The 26977-nt window shown below is 68.2% G+C and carries 22 protein-coding genes; 10 read left to right on the plus strand and 12 right to left on the minus strand.

Annotated elements, in window-relative coordinates; translation table 11 throughout:
• Positions 1-110: 110 nt before the first annotated feature.
• The 7 genes from infB to V8J36_RS04605 form a co-directional block, all read right to left on the minus strand.
• Complete coding sequence (gene infB, locus V8J36_RS04575) at positions 111-2651, minus strand: translation initiation factor IF-2 (RefSeq protein ID WP_336466056.1); 2541 nt, start codon at positions 2649-2651, stop codon at positions 111-113.
• Positions 2648-3289 (minus strand): RNA-binding protein, encoded by a 642-nt coding sequence (locus V8J36_RS04580; RefSeq protein ID WP_336466057.1) that lies wholly within the window; start codon positions 3287-3289, stop codon positions 2648-2650. Before V8J36_RS04580 ends, infB begins: the two co-directional genes overlap by 4 nt.
• Before the next feature lie 14 nt (positions 3290-3303).
• Positions 3304-4914, minus strand: coding sequence for a transcription termination factor NusA (gene nusA, locus V8J36_RS04585; RefSeq protein ID WP_336466058.1), 1611 nt, complete (start codon positions 4912-4914; stop codon positions 3304-3306).
• 3 nt (positions 4915-4917) lie between these two features.
• Positions 4918-5520 carry a ribosome maturation factor RimP gene (gene rimP / locus V8J36_RS04590; RefSeq protein ID WP_336466059.1) on the minus strand — a complete coding sequence of 201 codons (603 nt, stop codon included), beginning with the start codon at positions 5518-5520 and terminating at the stop codon, positions 4918-4920.
• Between the two features lie 136 nt (positions 5521-5656).
• Entirely contained in the window at positions 5657-6058 is a 402-nt protein-coding gene (locus V8J36_RS04595) for a (deoxy)nucleoside triphosphate pyrophosphohydrolase (protein WP_336466060.1), read from the minus strand.
• Positions 6058-7422 (minus strand): bifunctional glutamate N-acetyltransferase/amino-acid acetyltransferase ArgJ, encoded by a 1365-nt coding sequence (gene argJ, locus V8J36_RS04600; protein WP_336466061.1) that lies wholly within the window; start codon positions 7420-7422, stop codon positions 6058-6060. The genes V8J36_RS04595 and argJ overlap by 1 nt, the downstream gene beginning before the upstream one ends.
• 47 nt (positions 7423-7469) lie before the next feature.
• A complete protein-coding gene (locus tag V8J36_RS04605) occupies positions 7470-8378 on the minus strand; it encodes a peptidylprolyl isomerase (RefSeq protein WP_336466062.1) in 909 nt (302 codons plus the stop codon).
• A 202-nt stretch (positions 8379-8580) separates the two neighbouring features.
• On the opposite strand from V8J36_RS04605, the gene secA reads away from it, so the two are divergent.
• Together secA and V8J36_RS04615 are read left to right on the plus strand one after the other, a co-directional pair.
• Complete coding sequence (gene secA / locus V8J36_RS04610; protein ID WP_336466063.1) at positions 8581-11394, plus strand: preprotein translocase subunit SecA; 2814 nt, start codon at positions 8581-8583, stop codon at positions 11392-11394.
• Positions 11395-11569: 175 nt separating this feature from the next.
• The gene (locus V8J36_RS04615; RefSeq protein ID WP_336466064.1) at positions 11570-12496 is read left to right on the plus strand and encodes a hypothetical protein; all 927 of its coding nucleotides are present in this window, start codon (positions 11570-11572) and stop codon (positions 12494-12496) included.
• On the opposite strand, the gene radC is transcribed toward V8J36_RS04615, so the two are convergent.
• The 3 genes from radC to dnaK form a co-directional block, all read right to left on the minus strand.
• Positions 12493-13269: a RadC family protein gene (radC, locus tag V8J36_RS04620; protein ID WP_336466065.1), complete on the minus strand. Its 777-nt coding sequence runs from the start codon at positions 13267-13269 to the stop codon at positions 12493-12495. The two genes, V8J36_RS04615 and radC, sit on opposite strands and share 4 nt — an antisense overlap.
• Before the next feature lie 147 nt (positions 13270-13416).
• A complete protein-coding gene (gene dnaJ, locus V8J36_RS04625; RefSeq protein WP_336466066.1) occupies positions 13417-14574 on the minus strand; it encodes a molecular chaperone DnaJ in 1158 nt (385 codons plus the stop codon).
• 151 nt (positions 14575-14725) lie between these two features.
• Positions 14726-16642, minus strand: coding sequence for a molecular chaperone DnaK (gene dnaK, locus V8J36_RS04630; protein ID WP_336466067.1), 1917 nt, complete (start codon positions 16640-16642; stop codon positions 14726-14728).
• Positions 16643-16824: 182 nt separating this feature from the next.
• On the opposite strand from dnaK, the gene V8J36_RS04635 reads away from it, so the two are divergent.
• Positions 16825-17457 carry an alpha-ketoglutarate-dependent dioxygenase AlkB family protein gene (locus tag V8J36_RS04635; RefSeq protein WP_336466068.1) on the plus strand — a complete coding sequence of 211 codons (633 nt, stop codon included), beginning with the start codon at positions 16825-16827 and terminating at the stop codon, positions 17455-17457.
• Here the strand turns inward: V8J36_RS04635 and V8J36_RS04640 are convergent.
• Both V8J36_RS04640 and V8J36_RS04645 read right to left on the minus strand, forming a co-directional pair.
• Complete coding sequence (locus V8J36_RS04640; protein WP_336466069.1) at positions 17454-17909, minus strand: SRPBCC family protein; 456 nt, start codon at positions 17907-17909, stop codon at positions 17454-17456. The two genes, V8J36_RS04635 and V8J36_RS04640, sit on opposite strands and share 4 nt — an antisense overlap.
• Entirely contained in the window at positions 17906-18730 is an 825-nt protein-coding gene (locus V8J36_RS04645; RefSeq protein WP_336466070.1) for an ABC transporter permease, read from the minus strand. The genes V8J36_RS04640 and V8J36_RS04645 overlap by 4 nt, the downstream gene beginning before the upstream one ends.
• Before the next feature lie 215 nt (positions 18731-18945).
• Here V8J36_RS04645 and cysQ point away from each other — a divergent pair, with 215 nt between their 5' ends.
• The 7 genes from cysQ to V8J36_RS04680 all read left to right on the plus strand — a co-directional run bounded on the left by cysQ (position 18946) and on the right by V8J36_RS04680 (position 26969).
• Positions 18946-19743 (plus strand): 3'(2'),5'-bisphosphate nucleotidase CysQ, encoded by a 798-nt coding sequence (gene cysQ / locus V8J36_RS04650; RefSeq protein WP_336466071.1) that lies wholly within the window; start codon positions 18946-18948, stop codon positions 19741-19743.
• A gap of 9 nt (positions 19744-19752) precedes the next feature.
• On the plus strand, positions 19753-20565 hold the full coding sequence (locus V8J36_RS04655) for a 3-deoxy-manno-octulosonate cytidylyltransferase (protein WP_336466072.1): 813 nt from the start codon (positions 19753-19755) through the stop codon (positions 20563-20565).
• Positions 20562-21827 carry a glycosyltransferase family 2 protein gene (locus V8J36_RS04660; protein WP_336466073.1) on the plus strand — a complete coding sequence of 422 codons (1266 nt, stop codon included), beginning with the start codon at positions 20562-20564 and terminating at the stop codon, positions 21825-21827. Before V8J36_RS04655 ends, V8J36_RS04660 begins: the two co-directional genes overlap by 4 nt.
• Before the next feature lie 154 nt (positions 21828-21981).
• Positions 21982-22878, plus strand: coding sequence for a UTP--glucose-1-phosphate uridylyltransferase GalU (galU, locus tag V8J36_RS04665; RefSeq protein WP_336466074.1), 897 nt, complete (start codon positions 21982-21984; stop codon positions 22876-22878).
• Positions 22879-23017: 139 nt separating this feature from the next.
• Positions 23018-24229 carry a glycosyltransferase gene (locus tag V8J36_RS04670; RefSeq protein WP_336466075.1) on the plus strand — a complete coding sequence of 404 codons (1212 nt, stop codon included), beginning with the start codon at positions 23018-23020 and terminating at the stop codon, positions 24227-24229.
• A 32-nt stretch (positions 24230-24261) separates the two neighbouring features.
• Positions 24262-25272 carry a glycosyltransferase family 2 protein gene (locus V8J36_RS04675; RefSeq protein ID WP_336466076.1) on the plus strand — a complete coding sequence of 337 codons (1011 nt, stop codon included), beginning with the start codon at positions 24262-24264 and terminating at the stop codon, positions 25270-25272.
• Positions 25269-26969: a DUF5927 domain-containing protein gene (locus tag V8J36_RS04680; protein WP_336466077.1), complete on the plus strand. Its 1701-nt coding sequence runs from the start codon at positions 25269-25271 to the stop codon at positions 26967-26969. The genes V8J36_RS04675 and V8J36_RS04680 overlap by 4 nt, the downstream gene beginning before the upstream one ends.
• Positions 26970-26977: the final 8 nt, after the last annotated feature.

The following is a 26977-nucleotide window of genomic DNA, read 5'->3' on the forward strand; positions in this document are numbered from 1 at the left end:
GAGCCGCGGCTCCCCTTTTTTCTTGTCCGGGGGGGCTGACCCGCGGACCTGAACAGCAAAAAGCCCCGCCAGATCGCTCTGGCGGGGCTTTTCGGTTCTGTCCGGCAGGATCAGGCGAGCGTGCGCTCGACCTCTTCCCGCTCGAAGATCTCGATGACATCGCCCTTGCGGATGTCTTCGTAATGCTCGAACGCCATGCCGCATTCCTGGCCCGAGATGACTTCCTTCACCTCGTCCTTAAAGCGCTTCAGCGTCTTCAGCGTGCCCTCGTGGATCACCACGTTGTCGCGCAGCAGGCGGACGCCGGCCGAACGACGGGCCACGCCCTCGGTGACGAGACAGCCGGCGACCATGCCCACGTTCGACACGCGGAAGGTTTCGCGGATCTCGGCATAGCCGATGAAGTTCTCGCGGATCTCTTTCTTGAGCATCCCCGAGGCAGCCTGCTTCAGGTCGTCGACCAGATCGTAGATGATCGAGTAGTAGCGGATCTCGACACCCTTCTGGTTCGCCGCCGCGCGCGCCGGAGCGTTGGCGCGGACGTTGAACCCGATGACCGGCGCACCCGAGGCTTCGGCCAGGCCGATGTCGCTTTCGGTGATCGCGCCGACGCCCGAATGCAGAACCCGCACGCGGACCTCGTCGTTGCCGATCTTCTCGAGCGCCTGGACGATCGCCTCGGCCGAGCCCTGAACGTCGGCCTTCACCACCACCGGCAGCTCAGAGACGTTCTTGTCGGCCTTGTGCTTGGCCATCAGCTGCTCGAGCGTGGTGGCGGCACCGGCGGCGGCGCGCTTGTCCTTGGTCGTCTGCTCGCGGTAATCCGCGATCTCGCGCGCCTGGGCTTCGGTTTCCACGACGTTCACGACGTCACCGGCGGCCGGTGTGCCGTTAAGACCCAGAACCTCGACCGGGACGGACGGACCCGCCTCGTCGACGCGCTCGCCCTTGTCGTTGATCAGCGCGCGCACCTTGCCCCACTGCTCGCCGACGACGAAGATGTCGCCCTTGCGCAGGGTGCCGTGCTGAACCAGCACCGTCGCCACGGGCCCACGGCCCACGTCGAGCTTGGCTTCGATCACCGCGCCCATGGCCGCCCGCTTCGGGTTGGCCCGCAGGTCGAGGATCTCTGCCTGCAGCGCGATGTTTTCCAGCAGGTTGTCCAGGCCCTTGCCGGTCTTGGCCGAAACTTCGACGGTCAGCACGTCGCCGCCCATCTCTTCGACCACGACTTCATGCTGCAGCAGGTCCGTGCGGACCTTCTGCGGGTTGGCGTCCGGCTTGTCGCATTTGTTGATCGCGACGATCATCGGCACCTTGGCGGCCTTGGCGTGGTTGATCGCCTCGACCGTCTGCGGCATCACGGCGTCATCCGCCGCAACGACCAGCACCACGATGTCGGTGACATTCGCGCCGCGGGCCCGCATCGAAGTGAAGGCCGCGTGACCGGGGGTGTCGAGGAAGGTCAGCACCGAGCCGTTGTCCGTCGTCACCTGATAGGCGCCGATGTGCTGGGTGATGCCGCCGGCTTCGCCCGACACGACCGAGGTCTTGCGGATCGCGTCCAGAAGCGAGGTCTTGCCGTGGTCGACATGGCCCATGATCGTGATGATCGGCGGGCGGGCGACCAAGTCCTCGTCCTTGTCCTTGACCGAGTCGATGACCTGTTCCACGTCGGCATCCGACACGCGGACCGCGCGGTGGCCGAATTCCTCGATCACCAGCTCGGCCGTGTCGGCGTCGATGGCCTGGTTCATCGAGACCATCATGCCCATCTTCATCAGGCTCTTGACCACGTCGGCGGCGCGTTCCGCCATCCGGTTGGCCAGTTCCTGCACGACGATGGTTTCCGGCAGCTGGACGTCGCGGACCATCTTCTCGGCCTTCTGGCCGAAGCCCATGGCCTTCTGACGCGCCTTTTCCTGCTTGCGCTTCATCGCGGCGAGCGAGCGGGTGCGACCGCCCTCGCCACCGGCGAGCGCGTCGTTCAGGCTCAGCTTGCCCGAGCGGCGATCTTCGCCACCCGCACCGCGGCCCTTGCGCGAATCACGGTCGTTCGCGGTGCTTTCGCGCTCGCGGTCCGTCTTGCGCGGGGCCGAGGTGCTGACGCCCTTGGTCGCAGCGCGCGAGGCGGCAGCCTCGGCCGCGGCCGGGTCGGCCGGGGCCGAGGTGGTCGCGGCGGGCTTGGCGCGGGTCTCTTCACGCTTCTGGGCGCGCAGCTCGGCCTCGCGGGCCTTGCGGGCGTCCTCTTCGGCCTTCAGCCGCAGCGCTTCCTGATGTTCGCGCTCTTCGCGTTCCTTGGCCTCGATCTCGGCCCGGCGCTGTTCGCGCTCACGCTCGCGCTCGGCCTCTTCGGCGGCGCGCTGCGCGGTTTCCTCGGCCTCGCGGGCCTTGGCGGCGCGAACCGCGGCGAGGCGGCGCTCCATCTCTGCGTCGGAGATGCCGGCGGGACGACGCGACGGATCGCCCAGCGGCCCCGTGCCGCCGGACTTGCCCGAGGACGTGCCCGGCTTCGTCGGCACCACAACGCGCTTGCGCTTGGTCTCGACCTGCACGGTCTTCGTCCGGCCATGGCTGAAGCTCTGCTTCACCTGACCGGAACGCCCAGCGCCGCCGAGCCCAAGGGGTTTCTTGCCGTCCGTATCACTCATGCCGATGTCGTATCCTTCCCGGCGGACCTGCCGCCGTCGTACTTGCCGTCAGAGCCACGCAGCCCGTGAAGCTTCGCGGCGTCCTCTACTACACGACTGGCGAGTCCGCCAGCGGCAAGCGCGGCGTGTATCGCATAGTCGCGACCGAATGCCAAACCCAATTCATGGGCGGTCAGGCAGCCGAAATAGCGCCCTCCCGGCGGAGTCCAGAGCTTCTGCTTTCCTCGCTCCGAACCGTCGGAGGCCTGCAGCAGCACTTTCGCCTGACCCTTGTCGAGCCAGTCCTTCACCTTCTCGAAGCCGCAGATCGCGCCGCCGGGACGGCGGGCCAGCGAAATGAGGCTGATGACGCGTTCCACCAGACCGGCCTCGACAGTGTCGATCAGGCCCTCGGGAACCGTCACCTGTGCCCGCGCGGCGCGCGAGAACAGATTCTTCTTGATCGCGGTCTCGAGCGTGGCGCGGTCCGCCGTCACCCAGATCCCGCGGCCGGGAAGCTTCCCGGCCAGGTCAGGCACCACCCCGGCATCGGGTCCGATCACGAAACGGATCAGACCCTGCTTCGGTTGCACCTCGCCCGAGACGATGCAGCGACGCTCGGGGTCGTCGCGATCCTTGTCGCGTCCACCGCGGCTCATCGCTCGTGTCTCTCTCAGACTTCTTCTTCGTCCTCGGCGGTGTCGTCTTCCGCCTCGGCTTCCAGTTCCGCCGGATCGACCCAGCCCAGCGAAATACGGGCGGTCATCACCAGGCGTTGCGCCTCTTCGAGGCTGACGTCGAACTTCTCGAGGATGCCTTCGTCCTTGACGCGCTCGCCGTTGACCGTCGTCCAGCCGCCGGCCAGTTCCCAGTCGGCGCAGGTGGCGAAGTCTTCCAGCGTCTTCACGCCATCCTTCGCGAGCGCTTCCACCATCTGGGGCGTCAGGCCCTCGAAGTCAATGAGCGCGTCCTCGACACCCAGTTCTTTTGCCGCGGCAAGCGCCTTGGCGTTCTGGGCCTCGATGTAGTCGCGGGCGCGGGCCTGCAGTTCCTCGGCGGTGCCCTCGTCGACGCCGTCGATCACCAGAAGCTCGTCGAGGTCGACATAGGCGACTTCCTCGAGGTTGGTGAAGCCTTCCGCGACCAGCAGCTGGGCGAAGGTCTCGTCAAGGTCGAGCGCTTCCATGAACATGCCGGTGCGGCTGGCGAATTCGGCCTGACGACGCTCGGATTCCTGCGCTTCGGTCAGAATGTCGATGTCGAGACCGGTCAGCTGCGAGGCAAGGCGCACATTCTGGCCGCGGCGGCCGATGGCAAGCGACAGCTGCTCGTCCGGCACCACGACCTCGATCTTGCCGGCTTCCTCGTCGATGACGACCTTCGAGACCTCGGCGGGCTGCAGCGCGTTCACGAGGAAGGTGGCCTGATCCTCGTTCCACGGAATGATGTCGATCTTCTCGCCCTGAAGCTCGTTCACCACGGCCTGCACGCGGCTGCCGCGCATGCCGACGCAGGCGCCGACCGGGTCGATCGAGTTGTCATAGGAGATCACGGCGATCTTGGCGCGCGACCCGGGATCGCGGGCGCAGGCCTTGATCTCGATGATGCCATCATAGATTTCCGGCACTTCCATCTTGAAGAGCTCGGCCATGAACTGCGGGTCGGTGCGCGACAGGAAGACCTGCGGGCCCCGCGGCTCGCGGCGCACGTCCTTGATGTAGCAGCGGATCCGGTCGTTCGGCCGATAGCTTTCGCGGCCGATCTTCTCGTTCCGGCGCAGGATGGCTTCCCCGCGGCCGATGTCGACGATGATGTTGCCGTATTCCTCGCGCTTGACCATGCCGTTGATGATCGAGCCCTTGCGGTCCTTGAACTCCTCGAACTGGCGGTCGCGTTCGGCTTCGCGCACCTTCTGCAGGATCACCTGCTTGGCGGATTGCGCGGCGATGCGGCCCAGATCGACCGGCGGCACCTCGTCGACGATCTCGTCGCCGATCTGCGGGTCGGCCAGGTATTGCTTGGCCTGCTTGACGGTCAGCTCGGCCTGGTAGTTCTCAAGCAGCTCTTCCTCGACCACGGTGCGCACGCGGGTGAAGGTGGCGCGGCCGGTCTTGCGGTCGATCGAGACGCGGATGTCCATCTCGGCGCCGTAGCGCGACTTGGCGGCACGGGCGAGGCTGTCCTCCATGGCTTCGATGACCAGCTCGGGGTCGATCATCTTCTCGCGCGCGACCGCCTCGGCGGTTTGCAGCAGCTCGAGCTGGTTAGCGGACGTAATGGCCATGGCTCACGCCTCCTCGGATGGGTTGCCGGCATCCGCCGGGTCTTCGGTTTCGATGTCGTCGAACTGGTCTTCGTCGATGACGCCCGACGCCTTCTTCTGGCGCAGCATCTCGGCGATCAGCTCGTCGGTCAGGATCAGCTTCGCGTCGGACAAAAGCTCGAAGTTCAGGCCGATCACCACCTGCTCGCCCTGGTCCTCGATCTCGATCAGCGCCTCGTCACCCTCGGTGCCGCGGATGATGCCCTTGAAGCGCTTGCGCCCGTCGATCTGCTCAGAGGTCTCGACACGGGCCTCGTAGCCCTCCCACATGTCGAAATCCTTGAGACGGGTCAGCGGCCGGTCGATGCCGGGCGAGGACACTTCAAGGTGGTAGTTCTCTTCGATCGGGTCCTCGACGTCCATGATCGCCGACACCGCGGTCGAGATCTTGGCGCAGTCGTCGACGTCGATGCCGCCCTCGGGGCGGTCGGCCATGATCTGCAGGGTCTTGGTCTGCCCGCCCATCAGGCGGATGCGGACAAGCTCATACCCCAGCCCCTCGATCACGGGGCTGACGATTTCGGCGAGACGCCGGTCGATCGCGGTCTTGGCGATAAGGTCGGTCATGGATCCGATCCCTGAAAACAAAAAAGCGGGCCGAAGCGGCCCGCATGATTTCCGGTTGGGCTGGAGGTTTGGACCCTGCCAGCGCCGCTGTTGAGGGGGATATACGTCAGTGCCCCCGGTTCTGCAAGCGGAGTCGCTAGAGCCAGTCGCGCAGGATCGGGATCAGCGGGATGTCCGCCGGCGGCATCGGGTAGTCGGTCAGGTCCTTCGCCCGCACCCAGGCCAGCGTCTGCCCTTCGCGCGGTTGCGGAATCCCCTGCCAGCGGCGGCAGGCAAAGAGCGGCATCAGCAGGTGGAAAGTCTCGTAGGCGTGGCTGGCGAAGGTCAGCGGCGCAAGGCAGCTTTCCCAGGTGTCGATGCCCAGCTCTTCCTTCAGTTCGCGGATCAGCGCGGCCTCGGGGCTTTCGCCCGGCTCGACCTTGCCGCCCGGGAATTCCCACAGGCCCGCCAGCGACTTGCCGGGCGGGCGCTGCGCCAGAAGCACGCGGCCCTCGACATCGACGAGGGCCACGGCAGAGACGAGGACGACCTTCGTCATCACGACCGGTAATCGGCGTTGATGTCGATGTAGCCGTGGGTCAGGTCGCAGGTCCAGGCGGTGAACGCGCCCTTGCCCAACCCCATGTCGACGCCGATCACCAGCTCTTGGTTCTTCATGTAGGCCGAGGCGGCCTCTTCGCTGTAGTCAGGTGCCCGCCAGCCGTTCTCGGCCACGGTGATGTCGCCGAAGCGGATCGCCAGCTTGTCGCGGTCGGCCTGCGCGCCGCATTTGCCCACGGCCATGACCACGCGGCCCCAGTTCGCGTCCTGGCCCGCGATCGCGGTCTTCACCAGCGGCGAATTGGCGATGGCCATCGCCACGGTCTTGGCATCGGCATCCGAGAAGGCGCCGGTCACCTGGATCTCGACGAACTTGGTGGCACCCTCGCCGTCGCGCACGACCTGGTGGGCGAGATCGGTCATCACCGCCTTCAGCGCGGCCTCGAAGTCTTTGGCGACCTTCGAGCGCATGTCGGTGATCGGCTTCGCCGACGAGGCGCCGGTGGCGGCGATCAAGAGCGCGTCCGAGGTCGAGGTGTCGCTGTCGACGGTGATCGCGTTGAAGGTCGTGTCGGTCAGGCGCGAGACCATCTTCTGCAGCGATTTCGGGTCGATGGCGGCATCGGTGAAGATGTAGACCAGCATCGTGGCCATGTCCGGCGCGATCATGCCCGAGCCCTTGGCGATGCCGGCGATCTTGATCGCGCCGCCTTCGCCCGCGATCTCGGCGGTGGCGCCTTTCGGGAAGGTGTCGGTGGTCATGATCGCGCGGGCCGCGCCCTCGATCCCCTCGGGGTCGAGCAGGCCCTTCAGATCCGCGATCTTCGCGGTGATTCGCTCCCAGGGCAGCGGCTCGCCGATCACGCCGGTCGAGGACGAGAACACGCGGCTGGCAGGAACGCCCAGGGCCTCGGCCACGCCGCCGGTCAGCCGGTCGACGGCCTCTTGCCCGTTCGCGCCGGTGAAGGCGTTCGCGTTGCCCGAGTTCACCACGATCGCGGCGCCGGCGCCGTCGGGCACCTTGGTCGCGAGCTTGGCCTGGCAGTCATGCACGCAGGCGGCGCGGGTCTTCGAGCGGGTGAAGGTGCCGGCCATCGCGGTGCCGGGGGCAAGCCGGGCCAGCATCACGTCGGTGCGGCCGGCATAGCGCACGCCGGCGGCGGCGGCGGCGAACTCGACCCCGCCGATCACCGGCAGCGCCGGGAAGCCCGCGGGGGCAAGGGGCGAGACGGCCAGCGGCTTCTTCACCTTGGGCGTCTCGAGGGTGGGGGTCGTGGCCTCCTGCGCGGCCGCGAGCTTCGTCTTCAGCTTCGCGACCTTGGCCTTCAGCTTCTTCGCCTCGGCCTTCGCTTTCTTCGCCATCTGCCGGTCCTTTCCGTATCGGGGCGGACCGGCAGCGGCCGGTCACGTCATTCCGGAAGAATCGTGTCGTCTTTCAGGACCGAAGGGTCAATACCGTCGGTGCTGCGTTCGACCTTCGCGGCGGCGGAAACGCGCGCGATTTCCGCGGTCACGGCCTTTTCCTGAATCTCGGCGGCCAGCTGGTCATGGACCTCTTCCAGCGCCGGGGCCTTGGCGTCGCGCGTCTCGTTCAGCTTGATGATGTGCCAGCCGAACTGGGTCTGCACCGGGTCCGAGACATCGCCCGCCTTCATGGCCATCACGGCCTTTTCGAAGGGCTCGACCATCATGCCCGGTCCGAACCAGCCGAGGTCACCGCCATTCGGGCCCGACGGGCCGGTCGACTTCTCTTTCGCCACCTCGGCGAAGTCCTTGCCGCCGTCGATCTCGGCCTTGATCGCCTTGGCCTCGTCCTCGGTCGGCACGAGGATGTGCGAGGCGTTGTATTCGGTGCCCGGCTCGGTCGTCGCGTATTTCTCGTCGTAGAGCTTCTTCACGGCCTCGTCGGTGACGGCGGCGGTGGCGATCTTGTCCAGCGCGATGCCGGCGATGTAGCTCAGGCGCTGGGTCTTCAGCATCAGCTCGTCGCGGGCGGTCAGCTCGGCCTCGCCGATCTTCGACAGCGCGGTCTGCTGCACCAGCTGGTCGAGCACGCCTTGGAACAGGGTCTCGTCCGGCAGCGCCAGATATTGCTGCGGCAGCTGCGAGCGCAGCGCGATCATGTCGCCCAGCGTGATCTCGGTGCCGTCGACGGTGGCGACGACGGTCTTGGCGGTCAGGTCGGTGCGGGCCGGGGCGGCGTCGGCAGCGGGCGCCGGGGCGGCGGCGGGCGCGGTGTCCTGGGCCAGCGCGGGCAGCGCGGCGGTCAGGGCGAGACCGGCCAGAAGGGCGCGGGCGGAAGTCGCGGTCAGGGTCATCAGTGCACTCCGGCAGGGCTGCGTCAGGCTTGCAGCGTTGACAGTATTGCGGGCGGACCTTACATCGCCAAGGGTCCCCACGGGGGCCGTCCGTCCGACGATTGCCGCCGTTCTAGGCTTGGTGAGAAGGGGCGGCAAGGCTGCCCGTCACACGTTCCTGTCAGGCTGGGAGGCCGGGGCAGGAAGCCAGGCCGGAGAAAGCATGCTGGGCATCGGAAGTCTCGCACGGAAGGTCTTCGGTACGCCGAACGACCGCAAGGTCAGTTCCGTGCGCCCGCTCGTCGCGAAGATCAACGCACTGGAACCCGAATTCCAGGCGCTCTCGGACGAGGGGCTGAAGCAGAAGACCAAGGAATTCCAAGAGCGCTACGCGCAGGGCGAAAGCCTTGACAAGCTTCTGCCGGAAGCCTTCGCGAACTGCCGCGAAGGCGCGCGCCGCGCGCTGGGCCTCAGGGCCTTCGACGTGCAGCTGATGGCAGGGATCTTCCTGCATCAGGGCAACATCGCCGAGATGAAGACCGGCGAGGGCAAGACGCTGATGGCGACCTTCCCGGTCTACCTGAACGCGCTGGCCGGCAAGGGCGTGCACGTCGTCACGGTCAACGACTACCTCGCCAAGCGCGACGCGGAATGGATGAGCAAGGTCTATGCCCAGCTGGGCCTGACCACCGGCGTCGTCGTGCCGTTCCAGCAGGATGCCGAAAAGCGCGCCGCCTATCGCGCCGACATCACCTATGCGACGAACAACGAGCTGGGCTTCGACTATCTTCGCGACAACATGAAGAACTCGGTCGAAGAGATGGCCCAGCGCGGCCACTTCTTCGCGATCGTCGACGAGGTCGACTCGATCCTTGTCGACGAGGCGCGGACGCCGCTGATCATCTCCGGCCCCTCGCAGGACCGGTCCGAGCTTTACAAGACCCTCGACCAGTTCATCCCCGAGCTGACCGAAGAGCACTTCACGCTGGACGAGAAGCAGCGCCAGGCGACCTATACCGAGGAAGGCAACGAATACCTCGAGAAGCGCCTGCAGGCCACGGGCGTGCTGCCCGCGGGCCAGACGCTCTATGACCCCGAGTCGACGACGATCGTCCACCATGTCACCCAGGCCCTGCGCGCCCACAAGCTGTTCCTGAAGGACCAGCACTACATCGTGCGCGACGGCGAGGTGATGCTGATCGACGAATTCACCGGCCGGATGATGAAGGGCCGCCGCCTGTCCGATGGCCTGCATCAGGCGATCGAGGCCAAGGAAGGCGTCACCGTCCAGCCGGAAAACGTGACGCTCGCCAGCGTGACCTTCCAGAACTACTTCCGCCTTTACGGCAAGCTGGCCGGCATGACCGGCACCGCGGCCACCGAGGCCGAGGAGTTCATGGAGATCTACAAGCTGGGCGTGGTCGAGGTTCCGACCAACCGCCCGGTGCAGCGGATCGACGAGCACGATCAGGTCTACCGCACGGCGCGCGAGAAATACGAGGCGATCGTCAAGGCGATCCATGTCGCGCACGAGAAGGGCCAGCCGATCCTCGTCGGCACCACCTCGATCGAGAAGTCCGAGATGCTGTCGCAGCTGCTGACGGCCGCGAAGGTGCCCCACAACGTCCTGAACGCCCGCCAGCACGAACAGGAGGCGCATATCGTCGCCGAGGCTGGCAAGCTGGGCGCGGTGACCATCGCCACCAACATGGCCGGCCGCGGCACCGACATCCAGCTGGGCGGCAACGTCGAGATGAAGGTGATGGAGGCGCTGGCCGCCGACCCCGAGGCCCATCCCGACGAGCTGCGGGCCCGCATCGAGGCAGAGCACGCCGCCGACAAGAAGATCGTGCTGGAGGCGGGCGGGCTTTACGTCCTCGCGACCGAACGTCACGAAAGCCGCCGCATCGACAACCAGCTGCGCGGCCGGTCGGGCCGTCAGGGCGACCCGGGCCGCTCGTCCTTCTTCCTGTCGCTGGAAGACGACCTGATGCGGATCTTCGGCTCCGAGCGGCTGGAAAAGGTGCTCTCGACGCTGGGGATGAAGGAAGGCGAGGCGATCGTCCACCCTTGGGTGAACAAGTCGCTGGAGCGCGCGCAGGCCAAGGTGGAGGCGCGCAACTTCGACATCCGAAAGCAGCTGCTGAAGTTCGACGACGTCATGAACGACCAGCGCAAGGCGATCTTCGCCCAGCGTCGCGAGATCATGGAGACGCAGGACCTGTCCGAGATCGCGGCCGACATGCGCCATCAGGTGATCGACGACCTGATCGACGAATACGCGCCGCCGAAGTCCTATGCCGACCAGTGGGCGGTGGACGAACTGGCGGAAGAAGTGCGCGACATCCTGATGCTCGACCTGCCGGTCGCCGCCTGGGCGGCAGAGGACGGCGTCGATCAGGAGGTGCTGCGCGAGCGGCTCGAAACCGAAAGCGACCGCTTCATGGCCGACAAGGCCGCGGCCTTCGGTCCCGAGACGATGCGCAACATCGAGAAGCAGGTGCTGCTGCAGACCATCGACGCGAAATGGCGCGAGCATCTGGTGACGCTGGAGCACCTGCGCTCCGTCGTCGGCTTCCGCGGCTATGCCCAGCGCGATCCGCTGTCGGAATACAAGACCGAGGCCTTCGCGCTGTTCGAGACGCTGCTCGACGGGCTGCGGGTCGAGGTCACCCAGAAGCTGTCGCAGGTGCGCCCGCTGACCCAGGAAGAGCAGGAGCAGATGATGCGCCAGTTCCTGGCCCAGCAGCAGGCGGCCCGCGGCCCGGCGCCCGAGGCGCAGGCCGATGGGCAGGCGGAAGTGCAGGCCGGGGCCCAGCCCGCGCTGGCCGCGGCCGAGGCCGAGAACGCTCCCGAGGGGCCCGAGGTCGCCGCCGCGCTGGCCGAGGCCCTGCGCGCCCCGATGGCGGCGCCGGCGCTGGCCCGCCCCGGCTTCGACGAGGCCGATCCCGCGACCTGGGGCGAGCCGTCGCGCAACGATCCCTGCCCCTGCGGCTCGGGCGAGAAGTTCAAGCACTGCCACGGCAAGCTGGCCTGACCGGCCCGCCATGACGCGAGACGACGGCGGAGGGGAGACCCTCCGCCGTTTTCGTTTGCGGTGGCGCGTGTGTCGCGCTGTCTGCAACCCATCCGCGAACCGCCATGCTGCTGCCTCGCCTGTGCCGGAATCGGGATCTATCCCTGATTGCAATCAAGAGGTCGCGGAGAGCAGCATGCGACGCAGGATCACGGTGAGACGGATGGCGGGGCCGGCCTGCGGCCTGGCGCTGGCCCTGGCTATCGCCTGGTGCGGCGCGCTGATCGCGCGGCCCGGGCCGCGGCCGCATGCGCTGCCGGTGGGCATCACCGAGGTCTCGGCGCCACTGCATGGCCCCTCGATGCGGCTGGTGCCGGTGCTGGCCGTGCCGGGCGACCTCGCGAAGGTGGCGCGCGGCGCAGGTCTGCCACCCGTGCTGGCCGCCCTGCCCGACGAGGGTGGCCCCTGCGAGCCGTCGCTGCGGCTGGGCGCCCGCAAGGCGGTGCTGACCCTGTCGATCAAGGCGGAGTGCCTTGCCGGGCGCCGGGTCTTCATCAGCCATGAAAGCCTCGGCTTCGCGCTGACGGTTCCGGCCGCGGGCCGCGCGCTCGTCGAGCTGCCGGCGCTGGCGGGCACGGCGGTCGTCCGCCTGCGCCTGCCCGACGGGCGGCTGCGCGAGGTTGCGACGATCGCGACCCAGGCCGGCACCCGCGCGATTGCCGGGCTGCGCTGGCAGGCGGGCGAGGCGCTGGCGCTGAACGTCTACGAGAACCGCGCCGAATTCGGCGCCCCCGGCCACCTGCGCGCAGCGCGGGGCGCCAACGGTGGCGGTGCGCGGGGGCGGCTGTTCCTGCTGGGCGATGCCGACGAGCCCGGCGAGATGCTGACCGCGCTCTACCTCGCGCCGTCGGGCGAAGGCGCGGCCCGGCTCGAGCTCGAGGCGTTGAGCGGCCCCGGCGTCTGCGGCCGCCCGCTTGCGGCCGAGGCGCTGTCGGCCCCGGTGGGCGCCGCGCTGCGCGCGGTCCCGCTGTCGCTGTCGCTGCCGGCCTGCGGCGGCGATCCCGCCTGGGTGCTGCTGCCGCTGGGCACGCTGGGCCCGCAGCGTCTGGCCGAAGCGGGCTAGAGCAGCCCCTCGGACCGGAAGCTCGTCTCGCGCGAGCGGCCGATGATCAGGTGGTCGTGGATCTGAATCCCCAATGCCTCGGCCGCCGCGCGGATCTGGCCGGTCATCGCGATGTCCTGCGGCGACGGCGTCGGATCCCCCGAAGGGTGGTTGTGCACGAGGATCAGCGCCGAGGCGTTCAGTTCGAGCGCGCGCTTCACGACCTCGCGCGGGTAGACCGGGACGTGATCGACCGTGCCGCGGGCCTGTTCCTCGTCCGCGATCAGCGTGTTGCGCCGGTCGAGGAACAGGATCCGGAACTGCTCGGTCTCGCGATGCGCCATGGTCATGTGGCAATAGTCCAGAAGCGCGTCCCAGGACGAGATCACCTGCCGGTTCATCACCCGCGCGCGGGTCATCCGCCGCGCGGCGGCGGCGACGATCGCAAGATCCTGCGCGACGGAAGGCCCCGCGCCCTCGACCGCGGTCAGTTGCGCCTCGGGCGCGGCGAGCACGCCGGCGAGGTCGCCGAAGCGGTCGATCAGCCGCCGGGCAAGCGGCTTGACGTCGATGCGGGGCAGGGTGCGGAACAGCAGCAGTTCGAGCAGTTCGTAATCGGGCAGCGCCGCGGCGCCGCCCTCGGAAAACCGTTGCCGCAGACGGGCGCGGTGGTCGCGGATGTAGCTGGGCAAGCGGCTGCCGGGCGCAAGAGCGGGCTGTTCGGCCTCGTCCGCCTCGTCGCCAAGCGAGAAGCGGGCCTGCGCGTCGGAAAGGCCGGGGCGGTGCGGGCTCATGCGTTGAGCCTCGCGCGGGATGGTTAAGAGAAGTTTAAAATGAGCGGGGGGAGGAGGGGGCGCTGCCCCCTCGCGGGCTATGCCCGCTCACCCCCGGAGTATTGGGCCAAGCCGAAAGCGCGCCGGGGCCGGTCTGGCCCCGGACCGTCAGTTCTTCATGCCGTCCCAGAAGCTCTTCACCTTCGAGAAGAATGACGAGCTTTCGGGGTTGTTGTCCTCGCTCAGCCGGTCGAACTCGCGCAGCAGGTCCTTCTGGCGCGCGGTCAGGTTCACCGGCGTCTCGACCGCAAGCTCGATCAGCATGTCGCCGGTGCCGCCGCCGCGCAGGGCGGGCATGCCCTTGCCGCGCAGGCGCATCTGCCGGCCGGTCTGGCTGCCGGCGGGGATCTTCACCCGGCTTCGGCCGCCGTCGATCGTCGGCACCTCGACCTCGCCACCAAGCGCGGCATCGACCATGCCCACCGGCACCCGGCAATAGAGCGTCTGGCCGTCACGCTGGAAGAGCGCGTGCTCGCGCACCTCGAGGAAGATGTAGAGATCACCCGAGGGGCCGCCGCGCAGACCGGCCTCGCCCTCGCCGGCAAGCCGGATACGGGTGCCGGTCTCCACCCCCGCGGGGATGTTGACCGACAGCGCGCGGTCCTTTTCCACCCGGCCGGCGCCGTGGCAGACCTTGCAGGGGTTCTTGATCGTCTGGCCGAGGCCGCCGCAGGTCGGGCAGGTGCGCTCGACCGTGAAGAAGCCCTGCTGAGCGCGGACCTTGCCCATGCCCGAACAGGTCGGGCAGACCGCCGGCTCGGCGCCGCCTTCGGCGCCGGTGCCAGAGCAGCCCTGGCAGGTGACCGACGAGGGCACGTTGATCTGCTTCTGGGCGCCGGTGAAGGCTTCCTCGAGCGTGACGCGCAGGTTGTAGCGCAGGTCCGAGCCGCGCTGGGCGCGCGAACGCCCACCGCCGCCGCCTTGGCCGCGCCCGCCCATGAAGTCGCCGAAGAGATCCTCGAACACGTCCGAGAAGGCCGAGGCGAAATCGCCCTGGCCGCCGTTGAAGCCGCCGGGGCCGCGCCCGCCGCCCATGCCGCCCTCGAAGGCGGCGTGGCCGTAGCGGTCGTAGGCCGCCTTCTTGTTGTCGTCCTTCAGGACGTCATAGGCTTCGTTCACTTCCTTGAACTTGGCCTCGGCGTCCGGATTGTCCTGGTTGCGGTCCGGGTGCAGCTCCTTCGCCTTCTGGCGAAAGCCCTTCTTGATCTCGTCGGCCGAGGCGCCCTTCGAGACTCCCAGAATTTCGTAGTAATCCCGTTTGGCCATCGAATTCCCCAATGCCGGTGCCGGCCCGCCTGCTGCCCGGTCCCTAAGGGTCCGCCGCGCCTGTCAAAGCGCGCCTAACCCGCCGGTCCCCGCAAAGCAAGGGCCGGCCCGCCTTTCGGCAGGCCGGCCGCGGAGCGTCACCCGCGCCGCTTCAGCGGCGCTTTTCCTCGCCCAGATCCTCGAAATCGGCGTCGACGATGTCGTCGTCAGCCGACCGGGGGCCATCCTCGTCATCGTCCGAAGCCTTGCCGCCTTCGGCCTGCTGGGCCTTGTAGATGGCCTCGCCAAGCTTCATCGCGGCCTCGGTGAGGTTCTGCATCGCGCCCTTGATCTTGCCGGCGTCGTCGCCTTTCAGCGCCTCTTCCAGCGGGTTCATCGCGAACTCGATCGCCTCGACGGTCGAGCCGTCGACCTTGTCGCCATGCTCTTCCAGCGACTTGCGGGTCGAATGCAGCAGGCTTTCGCCCTGGTTCTTCGCCTCGACGACCTCGCGGCGCTTCTTGTCGGCCTCGGCATTCGCCTCGGCGTCGCGGACCATCTTGTCGATCTCGTCATCGGACAGGCCGCCCGACGCCTGGATCGTGATGTTCTGCGACTTGCCGGTGCCCTTGTCCTTCGCCGAAACGGAGACGATGCCGTTCGCGTCGATGTCGAAGGTCACCTCGATCTGCGGCATGCCGCGCGGGGCCGGCGGGATGTCCTCGAGGTTGAACTGGCCAAGCAGCTTGTTGTCCGCGGCCATCTCGCGCTCGCCCTGGAAGACGCGGATCGTCACGGCGTTCTGGTTGTCTTCGGCCGTGGAGAAGATCTGCGACTTCTTGGTCGGGATCGTGGTGTTGCGGTCGATCAGGCGGGTGAACACGCCACCCAGCGTCTCGATCCCCAGCGACAGCGGGGTCACGTCGAGAAGAACAACGTCCTTCACGTCGCCCTGCAGCACGCCGGCCTGGATCGCGGCACCCAGCGCCACGACCTCATCGGGGTTCACGCCCTTGTGGGGCTCTTTCCCGAAGAACTCGGTCACCGCTTCCACGACCTTCGGCATGCGGGTCATGCCGCCGACCAGAACGACCTCGTCGATGTCGCCCTTCGAGACGCCGGCATCCTTCAGCGCGTCGGCGCAGGGCTTCAGCGACTTCTTGATCAGGTCGGCCACCAGCTGCTCGAGCTTCGAGCGGGTCAGCTTCATGACCATGTGCAGCGGCGTGCCGGACTTCATGTCCATCGAGATGAACGGCTGGTTGATCTCGGTCTGCTGGCTGGACGAAAGCTCGATCTTCGCCTTCTCGGCGGCTTCCTTCAGGCGCTGAAGGGCCATCTTGTCCTTGGTCAGATCGACGCCGTGCTCTTTCTTGAACTCGTCCGCCAGGTAGTTGACGATCCGCATGTCGAAGTCTTCGCCGCCAAGGAACGTGTCCCCGTTGGTCGATTTCACTTCGAACAGGCCGTCGTCGATTTCCAGGATCGTGATGTCGAAGGTGCCGCCGCCAAGGTCATAGACCGCGATCGTGCGGGTTTCCTTCTTGTCCAGACCATAGGCGAGCGCCGCCGCGGTCGGTTCGTTGATGATGCGCAGCACCTCGAGACCGGCGATCTTGCCGGCGTCCTTGGTCGCCTGACGCTGGGCGTCGTTGAAATAGGCCGGAACGGTGATCACGGCCTGGGTCACGGTCTCGCCCAAGTACGATTCGGCGGTTTCCTTCATCTTCTGAAGGATCATGGCCGAGACCTGCGCGGGGCTGAACTTCTCGCCACGGGTTTCCACCCAGGCGTCGCCATTGCCACCGTCGACGATGTTGTACGGAACGAGCTTGCGGTCCTTCTCGACCTCCGCATCCGTCACCCGGCGGCCGATGAGGCGCTTCACGGCGAAGATGGTGTTGGTCGGGTTGGTCACGGCCTGGCGCTTGGCGGCCTGGCCGACGAGGCGTTCGCTGTCGGTGAAGCCCACGATCGAGGGCGTGGTGCGGGCACCTTCGGAGTTCTCGATGACGCGCGGCTGCGACCCATCCATGATGGCGACGCAGGAGTTCGTGGTCCCGAGGTCGATGCCGATAACTTTGGCCATAGGTCTTCCTCTTCTTAGGCGATGTAATGGAACGCAGGCCCGATGCGCGGCCCCTGCTTTCCTATCCCAGGGTATGATTGCGCGATCCGGTGGCCGGGGAACCCGGTTCCGGTGTCCGGACGTATATAGGGAGGGCGTTTTGGGGCTGCAAGCGTCGCAAGGGGGGCGCGAAGGGGGGAAAGATGCAGAATGAGGACGGGCGTCCCGGCCTGCCCGCACCGCAGCAGATCCGGGGCTTTCACCTGTATGAGCAGGCGCTGGACCTGCCCGCGCAGCTGGCGCTGGTCGAGGATCTGCGGGGCGTGATCGCGGCGGCGCCGCTGTTCTCGCCCGAGACGCGCTACGGGCAGAGGATGAGCGTGCGGATGACCTCGGCCGGGCGTTACGGCTGGGTCAGCGACCGGCGCGGCTACCGCTACGAGACGCACCATCCCGCCGGCGGCGTCTGGCCGCCGATCCCGGCCCGGGTGCTGGCGCTGTGGCGCGCGGCCACGGGGCTGACCCGCGACCCGGACTGCTGCCTGCTGAACTTCTACGGCGAGGGCGCGAAGATGGGCCTGCACCAGGATCGGGACGAGGCGGATTTCGCCTGGCCGGTGCTGTCGATCAGCCTTGGCGACCGGGCGCGGTTCCGCATCGGCGGGACCGAGCGCGGCGGGCCGACCGAAAGCCTCTGGCTCAACTCGGGCGACATGCTGCTGATGGGCGGCACCGCGCGGCTCGCCTTCCACGGCATCGACCGGGTCGAGTTCGGCTCGTCCCCGCTGCTGCCAAAGGGCGGGCGGATCAACCTGACGCTGCGGGTGGTGGACTAGCCGCGCATCACCAGCGCGGTCAGCTGGGTCAGCACCGTCTGCCAGCCGATCTCGGCCCCGGCGAAGACTGCGGGCGGGCAATCGGGCTCGGGCGTGTAACTTTGGGTCACCGTCAGCATCGAGCCCATCGGCGCCTCGCTGAACACCGCCGTCGTCAGCGCACCGAACAGCTTCTTGCCGGCGGCATCATGCGCGGCGAGGTCCAGCGTCAGCGCACTGTCCGCAACGATCGAGGCGATGGTGCCGCGGGTCCAGAACCGGGTGCCGTCGGGGGCGGCCATGCAGACCTCGAAGGCGCCGCCCTCGCGCGGGTCGACCTTCGCCTCGGGGGCGGTGAAGGGAAAGGGGGCGAACCAGCCGCGCAGGTCCTCGGCCGTGGTGAAGGCGCGGAAGACGCGGGCGCGGGGCGCGGGCATCGGGCGGGTGATGTTGACGGTGGGGGTGGCGGTCATTTGGCACTCCAGCTCAGCGAGGCGCGGCGGCGGGTATAGAATTCGCCCATCAGCCCGATCAGCATGACGATGGGGGTGACGATCAGCGGGTACTGCCAGTTCGTGTGGAACGGGTTGTAATTGACGAAGACGAAGCCGCGCAGCTGGTCGATGATGTGGAAGAGCGGGTTCCACTCGAAGAACTTCAGCATCGACCAGGACAGTGAATTCGCGACCACCATCTTGCCCGAGGCGATCATGCTGGCGCGGGAATAGAGCGCCTGGATGATGTTGGTCGCGGCCGGCGACCAAGGCCTGAGCCCCAGCAGCACCAACCCCAGCGCGATCCCGTAGAGCCAGCCCAGGAACACCATCGCCATCGCCGCGACCGGGTATTCGAATTCCAGCGGCTCGGGCGCGAACAGCACGTGATAGCCATACAGCAGCACCGCCATCGTCAGCACCTGCAGGTAGAGCGAGGCCAGCGCCGCCGAGATGATCGCGACCGCGGTGGTCATCGGCCCGTGCATCTGCATCTGCGAGGTCGACGAGCCCGACTGCGCCACCGCCGACATCGCCTTGGTATGGGCCATGAAGGTCGCGATGCCGGTCATCATGTAGACGAAGTAATCGCCCCGGATCGCCGAGCCGCGCATCCGCATCATCGTCATCAGCAGGTAGAAGACCAGTAGCAGCGCCGCCGTCTGCAGCACGTTCATCAGCAGGCCGTAGACCGCGTTGCCATGCCCCTTGCGGATCGCGCGGACCGTCGAATGGAAGATCAGCTCGCCCACCGACAGCGCGGTGGCCAGCGTTCCGGTGCGGCGTGGCGCGTAGAACATGCCCGCAATCCCCTGTCTGCCCCGCGTGCATCCTGCACCGCGCGAGGCGCCTCGACCTGCCCCCAGGCATCGGCCACGGCCGTTAACGGGCCGTTGCGGGCGATCTTTCTTCCGAAAACCTTGCCGTTCCCGCTGGTGGCCAGCATAAGGGGGGCAACGGATTTTCACAACCGCGCGCCTCCGGGTGCCGGTGCGGACCGACAGGGAGAAGGCACTTGGATCTCGACCGGCTGACCATCGTCATGCGCAGGCTCGCCCTCGAGGCCGGCGACCGGATCATGGAGATCTACGCCGCGCCCGATTTCGAGGTGAAGGCCAAGTCCGACGCGAGCCCGGTGACCGAGGCCGACGAGGCCGCGGACGCGCTGATCTCGGCCGGGCTGGCCGAGGCCTTTCCCGGCGTCGCGCTGGTGACCGAGGAGCAAGCCGCGAGCCACGCGGTCGAGGGCGACACCTTCCTGATCGTCGATCCGCTGGACGGGACGAAGGAGTTCGTGCAGCGCCGCGGCGACTTCACCGTGAACATCGCCTATGTCGAAAAGGGCGTGCCCCTGCGCGGCGTCGTCTATGCCCCCGCCAAGGGTCGGCTGTTCTACACGCTGGCCGACGGCCGCGCGGTCGAGGAGAAGGGCGCCTTTCTGAAGGACGCGCCGGGCGAGCTGGCGCCGATCGCCGTCTCGACCCCCGACAACCGCGGGCTGATGGTCGTCGCCTCGAAGTCGCACCGCGACGCGGCCACCGACGACTACATCGCGGGCTACGCGGTGCGCGACATGACCTCGGCCGGGTCCTCGCTGAAGTTCTGCCTCGTCGCGACCGGCGAGGCCGATCTCTATCCCCGCCTCGGGCGGACGATGGAATGGGACACCGCCGCGGGCGACGCGGTGCTGCGCGGTGCGGGCGGCGAGGTGGTGACCTTCGACACCCACCAGCCGCTGGCCTACGGCAAGCCCGGTTTCGAAAACCCGTTCTTCATCGCCTATGCCCCGGGCGTCCTGCTCTCGAAAGCCTGAGATCCTGCCATGACCGCCAAGACCGGCACCCTGATCGTCGTGCCCGCGCGCTATGCCTCCAGCCGCTATCCGGGCAAGCCGCTGGTCGCGCTGCGCGGCGCCGACGGCGTGGCCCGCACGCTGATCGAGCGCAGCTGGCGCGCGGCGACCGAGGTGCGCGGCGTCGACCGCGTCGTGGTCGCGACCGATGACGCGCGGATCCGCGACCATGCCGAGGCGCTGGGCGCCGAGGTGGTGATGACCTCGGAAGCCTGCCGCAACGGCACCGAGCGCTGCGCCGAGGCGCATGAGGTGCTGGGAGGCGGCTTCGAGATCGTGGTGAACCTGCAGGGCGACGCGCCGCTGACCCCGCCCTGGTTCGTTGAAGACCTGATCGCGGGCCTGCGCGCCGATCCCGGCGCTGAGATCGCGACCCCGGTGCTGCGCTGCGAGGGCGCGATGCTGGCCAGCCTGATCGAGGACCGCCGCAACGGCCGCGTCGGCGGCACCACCGCGGTCTTCGGGGCCGGGCGCCGGGCGCTCTACTTCTCGAAGGAAGTGATCCCCTACACCGGCACGCCCTATGGCGATGCCGAGCCGACGCCGGTCTTCCACCATGTCGGCGTCTACGCCTATCGCCCGGCGGCGCTGGCGGCCTATCCCGGCTGGGACGTGGGCCCGCTCGAGACGCTGGAAGGGCTCGAGCAACTGCGCTTCCTCGAGAACGGCCGCGCCGTCTCCTGCGTCGAGGTCGAGGCCCGCGGCCGGCAGTTCTGGGAGCTGAACAACCCCAGCGACGTGCCAAAGCTGGAGGCGATGATGGCCGAGATGGGGATGGCGTGACCGCCCCCGGGCCGGATCTTCCCGCAACCAGCCTGATCATCGTCTCGCGCCACCGTGCGCCCACGCTGCAGCGCTGCCTGACCGGCGTGCTGCAGATGGCCCATCCTAAGGCAGAGATCGTCGTGGTCGCCGATCCGGCGGCGGCGGCCGGGGTGCGGGCGCTGGGCCTGCCGATCAAGGTTCTGGACTTCGACATCCCGAACATCTCGCAGGCGCGCAACCTCGGCCTGCGTGCCGCGGCCGGCGAGGTCGTGGCCTTCCTCGACGACGACGCGGTGCCCGAACCAAGCTGGCTTGCCCGGCTGAGCGCGCCCTTCGCCGATCCCGCGGTGATGGTGGCGGGCGGCTGGGTGCGGGCGCGCAACGGGCTGGGCTGGCAGTGGCGCGCGGGCCTCGTCGATCGGCTGACGCGGACCGCGGCGCTGGAGGTGCCAGCCGATGCCGTCAGCCTGCACCCGGCGCGGCCGGGCCGGGCGGTCGAGGTGAAGGGCGTCAACTGCGCCTACCGCCGGACGGCGCTGCTGGAGATGGGGGGATTCGACCCTGAGCTGGCCTATTACCTCGACGAGACGGAGCTGAACCTGCGGCTGGCGGCGCGCGGGGCGCTGAGCGCGGTGGTGCCGGGTGCGGTGGTGCATCACTTCAAGGCCGGCAGCCGGCAGCGCAGCGCGCGGCGCGTTCCCGTTTCGCTTGCGGATGTGGGCGCCAGCACGGCGATCACCCTGCGCCGCCACGGCGCGACCCTGGCCGAAACCGCGGCCCGCCGCGACGCGCTGATTGCCGAGGAACGGGCGAAGCTGCTGCGGCTTATGCTGCGCGGCGATCTTGAACCGGGGGCGGTGCCGCGCCTGCTCGACAGCCTGCGGGCGGGGTTTGCCGAGGGGGCCGCGCGGAAGCTCGCGCCGCTGGTGCCGCTGGAGCCTCTGCCCGCGGCCGGGGCGCTTTGCCCCGTGCCGCTGCCGCCGCGCCCGGGGCGGGTGATCGCCGGCCGCCCCTGGCAGGCGCGCAGCCTGCGCCGCCGGGCCGCCGACGCCGTTGCCGCGGGCGAGATCGTCACGCTGTTCCTCTTCGGCCCCTCGGCGCGCTGGCACTGGTCGCGCTACCTGCCGGAAGGTTTCTGGGAACAAACCGGCGGGGTCTGCGGTTGGTCCCTCCGCGAGGGACCGAGACTTCTTGCGACCCGATTCGCCCTGAGGGTGAATGACGAGACCCGAAAGGTGGCGCTGTTGCGGCCGGTGGACCCGGATCGGCTTCGGCGATGACCCTGCTGCCAAGACATCCGGGCGCGGTTTCGCCGGATTGTCGCCAAGTTGACGCTACTCTGTGGCGCGGCACTTGTGGCGCGACGGGACTTGGGCGAGAGTCCGTGCCAGCGCCCGCTGCACTGCGGCATATGGATTGAGACAAGGTAGGATCATGAAGCGCAAAGTCACCAAGGCGATTTTCCCGGTAGCCGGTCTTGGAACCCGGTTCCTCCCGGCCACGAAGTCGATCCCGAAGGAGATCATGACGCTCGTCGACCGCCCGCTGATCCAGTACGCGATCGACGAGGCCCGCGCCGCCGGGATCGAGGAATTCATCTTCGTCACCTCGCGCGGGAAATCCGCGCTCGAGGACTATTTCGACGCGGCCCCGGTGATCCACGCCGAGCTTGAGGCCAAGGGCAAGAAGGACCTGCTCGAGATCCTCGCCAAGACCACGATGGATTCGGGGCAGATCGCCTATGTCCGCCAGCAGAAGGCCATGGGCCTTGGCCACGCCGTCTGGTGCGCCCGCCGCCTGCTGCAGGATGACGAGGCCTTCGCAGTCCTGCTGCCCGACGACGTGATCGCGGCCGAAAAGCCCTGCCTCCAGCAGATGGTCGAAGCCTACGAGGAAACCGGCGGCAACATCGTCGCCACGATGGAAGTGCCGATGGACAAGGTCTCGTCCTACGGCGTTCTGGATGTGGCCGAGGACATGGGCTCGTTCGTGAAGGCCAAGGGCATGGTCGAGAAGCCCAAGAAAGAGGATGCGCCCTCGAACCTCGCCGTGATCGGCCGCTATATCCTGCAGCCCGAGATCATGGACACGCTGAACCAGAAGAAGATCGGGGCCGGCGGCGAGATCCAGCTGACCGACGCGATCGCGCAGGAAATCGTGAACAGCGACAACGTCTATGGCCTGCGCTTCCGCGGCCAGCGCTTCGACTGCGGCTCGAAATCGGGATTCCTGCAGGCGACCGTGGCCTTCGGCCTTGCCCGCCCCGACCTGGCGGCCGAATTCTCGGACTTCCTGAACGACGTCGTCGCGATGCGCCAGGCGGCCGAGTGAGCCATTAACCGATTGCTGACCTCGGGGGCTGCCTGTCGTTGACAGGCGGCCCCTTCGCATTTCATCACTCGCGCTGAAACAGCGGGGGCGATGCGTGTCCGAAGCCAGTTCCAGCGCCGCCTCTTCCAACGCCCCGGCCATGGCGCGCCTGCTGGACGTGACCCGGCTGGCCCGCCGCGTCGGTCGTCCGGTGCTGACTGGCATCGACCGGGTCGAGAAGCTGTGGCTCGACCACCTGCTGACCCGCCCCGATCCCCTGTGGCTGCTGATGGGCCGCGGGCGGCGGCAGGTCCTTCTGCCGCGCGAGGCGGGGCCCGTGCTGCTGGGCTGGGTGGCCGAGCCGCCGCAGCCCGAAGGTCTGGTCGAGCGCCTGATCGCGCGCCGACATGGCCCCGCCGGGATCGCCCGGCACCGGCTGGCGCGACTGGCGCTGGCGGGGGCCGCTGCCGGGCGGATCGCGCCAGCGGTGGCCCGGGCGATGCCGCAGGGCGGCTGGTACCTGAACCTCGGCCATCTGAATGCCGAGGCGCCGCGGCTGGCGGCGCTGGGCCGGGTCCCGCGGCTGAAACGGGCGGTGTTCCTGCACGACACGATCCCGCTCGACCATCCCGAATGGTCAGAGCCGCATGCCGTCACCCAGCTGTCGACCTTGATCGCCGCCGCGAACCGCCATGCCGAACGGGTGATCGCCAATTCCGCGGCGACCCGTGACGCGCTGCACCGCCATGGCCTGACCCGCCCCGTCCGCGTGGCGCTGCTGGGGATCGAGGACATCGCGCCCGACCCCACGGCGCTGCCGTCCGCGCTCGACCCCGCGCGGCCCTATTTCGTGGCGCTGGGCACCATCGAGCCGCGCAAGGATCACGAGCTGCTGCTGGATCTCTGGGACAGCCTGCGCGGCGATCCGCCCCCCGGCGGCCTGCCGCAGCTGCTGATCGCGGGCCGGCGCGGCTGGCAGGGCGCAGGGGTGCTGGCGCGGCTCGACGCCGCGGCGGGCGACCCGTCCCGCGGCGTGATCGAGACGGGCGATCTGTCCGATGCCGGCGTCGCCGCGGCGCTGCAGGGGGCGGTCGCGCTCTTGATGCCCAGCCGGGCCGAGGGCTTCGGCCTGCCGGTCTTCGAGGCCGCGCGGCTGGGCTGCCCCGTGATCGCCGCGCCACTGCCCGTCTATGATGAAATCCCGACGGCTTCGGTCGTTTACGCCCCGGCAGGCGATCTGTATGCATGGAGATCGAGAGTGATCGAGGCCGTGGCGCAGAAGGCGACCGAAGGGCCCGGACAGCCAAGGGCGCCGCAACCGGTGCCGGGATGGCCGGAGCATTTCAACACCGTCTTAGCCTGTCTGACCTAGGTCTTGTCCGGGATAGCACGCGCGGGGGCGGTTTGGGGGCCTGGCAGAACTATCGGCTGCGACTGCTGCGCAAGCGGCGGCTCTGGCGCGCCTTCCGCCGCCGGAGAGAGCTGACCTCTGTCACCGACCGCACGCTGGCGATCCGCAAGCACGACATCCTGCTGTTCTCGACGCTGCGCAACGAACGCCTGCGGCTGCCCTATTTCCTGCGCTACTACCGCGATCTTGGCGTGCGCCATTTCCTGATCGTCGATAACGGGTCGGACGACGGCAGCCGCGAATACCTGGTCGAGCAGAAGGACGTCTCGCTCTGGTCGACGACGGCCAGCTACAAGCGCTCGCGCTTCGGGGTCGACTGGCTGAACTGGCTGCAGATGCGCTATGGCCACCGGCACTGGACGCTGACCGTCGATCCCGACGAGTTCTTCGTCTATCCGTTCTGCGACACGAGACCCCTGCCGGCGCTGACCGACTGGCTGGACACGATGGCGATCCGGTCCTTCCCGGCAATGCTGCTGGACATGTATCCCAAGGGCCCGATCGACGCGCAGCCCTACCGCGAGGGGCAGAACCCGCTGGAGATCGCCTGCTGGTTCGATGCCGGCAACTACACCTTCTCGAAGAACCACACCTTCTGGAACCTCTGGATCCAGGGCGGGCCGCGCAGCCGCACGATGTTCGCGGACGACCCCTATGCCGCGCCCTCGCTGAACAAGATCCCGCTGGTGAAATGGGACCGCTCGTACTGCTACATGAGCTCGACCCACATGCTGCTGCCCCGGGGGCTGAACGCGGTCTTCGACGAATGGGGGGGCGAGCGGCCCTCGGGCTGCCTGCTGCACGCCAAGTTCCTGTCGACGCTGCCAGCGAAGGTGACCGAAGAGCTTGAACGGGGCCAGCACTATGCCGGCAGCCGGGAATACCGCGCCTATGAGGAAGGGCTGCGCGACAGTCCCGACCTGTGGTGCAAGTGGAGCGAGAAATACATCAACTGGCGCCAGCTCGAGATCCTGGGGCTGATGTCGAAGGGCAACTGGGCGTGACGGTCGGCTATGTGATGCTGTGCCATACCGCGCTGGACCGCGCGGCGCAGGTGGCCCGCTTCTGGGCCGCCGCCGGCTCGCCCGTGGTGATCCATGTCGATACCCGCGTGTCCGACAACGCCTTCGCGGCCTTCAGGCGGCTGGTGGCCGAATACCCGGCGATCTCGTTCTCGCGCCGCTTCCGCTGCGAATGGGGCACCTTCTCGCTGGTCGCCGCGACCCAGGCCGCCTGCGAGCAGCTGCTGGAGCGCCACCCCGAGGCGCGGCATGTCTACCTCGCCTCGGGCTCCTGCCTGCCGCTGCGCCCGGCCGAGGAACTGGCCGCCTACCTGGCCGAACGCCCGCACACCGACTTCATCGAAAGCGTCACCACCGCCGAGGTCGGCTGGACGCAAGGCGGCCTCGACGCCGAGCGGTTCACGCTGCGGTTCCCCTTCTCGTGGAAGCGGCAGCGCTGGCTTTTCGACCGCTATGTGGCGCTGCAGCGCGGCCTGAAGATCCGCCGCCGGGTGCCCGCCGGGCTGGTGCCGCATCTGGGCAGCCAGTGGTGGTGTCTGACCCGCCGCACGCTCGAGGCGATCCTGAAGGACCCCGAGCGCCCGGCGATCGACCGCTATTTCCGCCGGGTCTGGATCCCGGATGAAAGCTATTTCCAGACCCTCGTGCGCCAGCATTCGCAGGATGTCGAAAGCCGCTCGCTCACGCTGTTCAAGTTCGACTACGAGGGCAAGCCGCACATCTTCTACGACGATCACCTGCAGCTTCTGCGCCGCTCGGACTGCTTCGTCGCCCGCAAGATCTGGTCGAACGCCGACCGGCTCTACCGCGCCTTCCTCGAACCGCAGGAGGGTGGGCCGCCGCGGGCCGAACCGCAGCCGGGCAAGATCGACCGGCTGTTCTCGAAGGCGGTCGAGCGGCGCGGGCGCGGCCGCCCCGGACTTTACATGCAAAGCCGCTTTCCCCGCCGCGACCACGAGAACGGCAAGACCTCGGCCCCCTATTCCGTCTTCCAGGGCTTTGCAGAGCTGTTCGAGGACTTCCCCGCCTGGCTTGCCCGCGCCATCGGCGGCGGGCGCGTCCACGGCCATCTCTATGCGCCGGAACGGGTCGAATACGCCGGCGGCGAGACGGTGTTCAACGGCGCGCTGACCGATGGCGCTGCCCTGCGCGACTACAACCCGCAGGCCTTCCTGACCAACCTGATCTGGAACAGCCGGGGCGAGCGGCAGTGCTTCCAGTTCGGTCCCCGCGACACGCAGGGCATCAACTGGTTTCTCTCGACCGATGCCAATGCCCAGATCAGCGTCATCACCGGCGCCTGGTCGGTGCCGCTGTTCCACTCGCCCGAACCCTTCCCGGTGGTCCGGGCCGAGGCCGCGCGGCTGCAGCGGATCGAGACCGAGCAGCTGGCGATCCTCCGCTCGATGTACACCAAGGCGCGGGTGCGGATCTGGACGATGTCGGATTTCATCGAGAACCCGATGGAGCCGCTGCAGACCATCGTCGACGAGATCAGCCCCCGCTCGGCCCGCCGGCTGACCGATCCGCCGGCCATGGTCGACCTCATGGGCTTCGGCCAGTTCCTGCAGGAGCTGAAGAACCAGGGCATGAAGCCCACGCTGATGGGCGACTTCCCGGTGAACGGCGACCCGCGGGTCGCGGCACCGCGCGGCCGCCGCCCCTACCTTGTCAGATGACAGCCCCG

This window comes from Frigidibacter sp. MR17.14, assembly GCF_037095735.1.
GTDB lineage: Bacteria > Pseudomonadota > Alphaproteobacteria > Rhodobacterales > Rhodobacteraceae > Frigidibacter.

Excerpts from the sequence above, each read along its gene's own strand:
- infB (WP_336466056.1), bottom strand. The coding sequence starts at position 2,651 with ATGAGTGATACGGACGGCAAGAAACCCCTTGGGCTCGGCGGCGCTGGG.
- V8J36_RS04580 (WP_336466057.1), bottom strand. The coding sequence starts at position 3,289 with ATGAGCCGCGGTGGACGCGACAAGGATCGCGACGACCCCGAGCGTCGC.
- nusA (WP_336466058.1), bottom strand. The coding sequence starts at position 4,914 with ATGGCCATTACGTCCGCTAACCAGCTCGAGCTGCTGCAAACCGCCGAG.
- rimP (WP_336466059.1), bottom strand. The coding sequence starts at position 5,520 with ATGACCGACCTTATCGCCAAGACCGCGATCGACCGGCGTCTCGCCGAA.
- V8J36_RS04595 (WP_336466060.1), bottom strand. The coding sequence starts at position 6,058 with ATGACGAAGGTCGTCCTCGTCTCTGCCGTGGCCCTCGTCGATGTCGAG.
- argJ (WP_336466061.1), bottom strand. The coding sequence starts at position 7,422 with ATGGCGAAGAAAGCGAAGGCCGAGGCGAAGAAGCTGAAGGCCAAGGTC.
- V8J36_RS04605 (WP_336466062.1), bottom strand. The coding sequence starts at position 8,378 with ATGACCCTGACCGCGACTTCCGCCCGCGCCCTTCTGGCCGGTCTCGCC.
- secA (WP_336466063.1), top strand. The coding sequence starts at position 8,581 with ATGCTGGGCATCGGAAGTCTCGCACGGAAGGTCTTCGGTACGCCGAAC.
- V8J36_RS04615 (WP_336466064.1), top strand. The coding sequence starts at position 11,570 with ATGCGACGCAGGATCACGGTGAGACGGATGGCGGGGCCGGCCTGCGGC.
- radC (WP_336466065.1), bottom strand. The coding sequence starts at position 13,269 with ATGAGCCCGCACCGCCCCGGCCTTTCCGACGCGCAGGCCCGCTTCTCG.
- dnaJ (WP_336466066.1), bottom strand. The coding sequence starts at position 14,574 with ATGGCCAAACGGGATTACTACGAAATTCTGGGAGTCTCGAAGGGCGCC.
- dnaK (WP_336466067.1), bottom strand. The coding sequence starts at position 16,642 with ATGGCCAAAGTTATCGGCATCGACCTCGGGACCACGAACTCCTGCGTC.
- V8J36_RS04635 (WP_336466068.1), top strand. The coding sequence starts at position 16,825 with ATGCAGAATGAGGACGGGCGTCCCGGCCTGCCCGCACCGCAGCAGATC.
- V8J36_RS04640 (WP_336466069.1), bottom strand. The coding sequence starts at position 17,909 with ATGACCGCCACCCCCACCGTCAACATCACCCGCCCGATGCCCGCGCCC.
- V8J36_RS04645 (WP_336466070.1), bottom strand. The coding sequence starts at position 18,730 with ATGTTCTACGCGCCACGCCGCACCGGAACGCTGGCCACCGCGCTGTCG.
- V8J36_RS04655 (WP_336466072.1), top strand. The coding sequence starts at position 19,753 with ATGACCGCCAAGACCGGCACCCTGATCGTCGTGCCCGCGCGCTATGCC.
- galU (WP_336466074.1), top strand. The coding sequence starts at position 21,982 with ATGAAGCGCAAAGTCACCAAGGCGATTTTCCCGGTAGCCGGTCTTGGA.
- V8J36_RS04670 (WP_336466075.1), top strand. The coding sequence starts at position 23,018 with ATGGCGCGCCTGCTGGACGTGACCCGGCTGGCCCGCCGCGTCGGTCGT.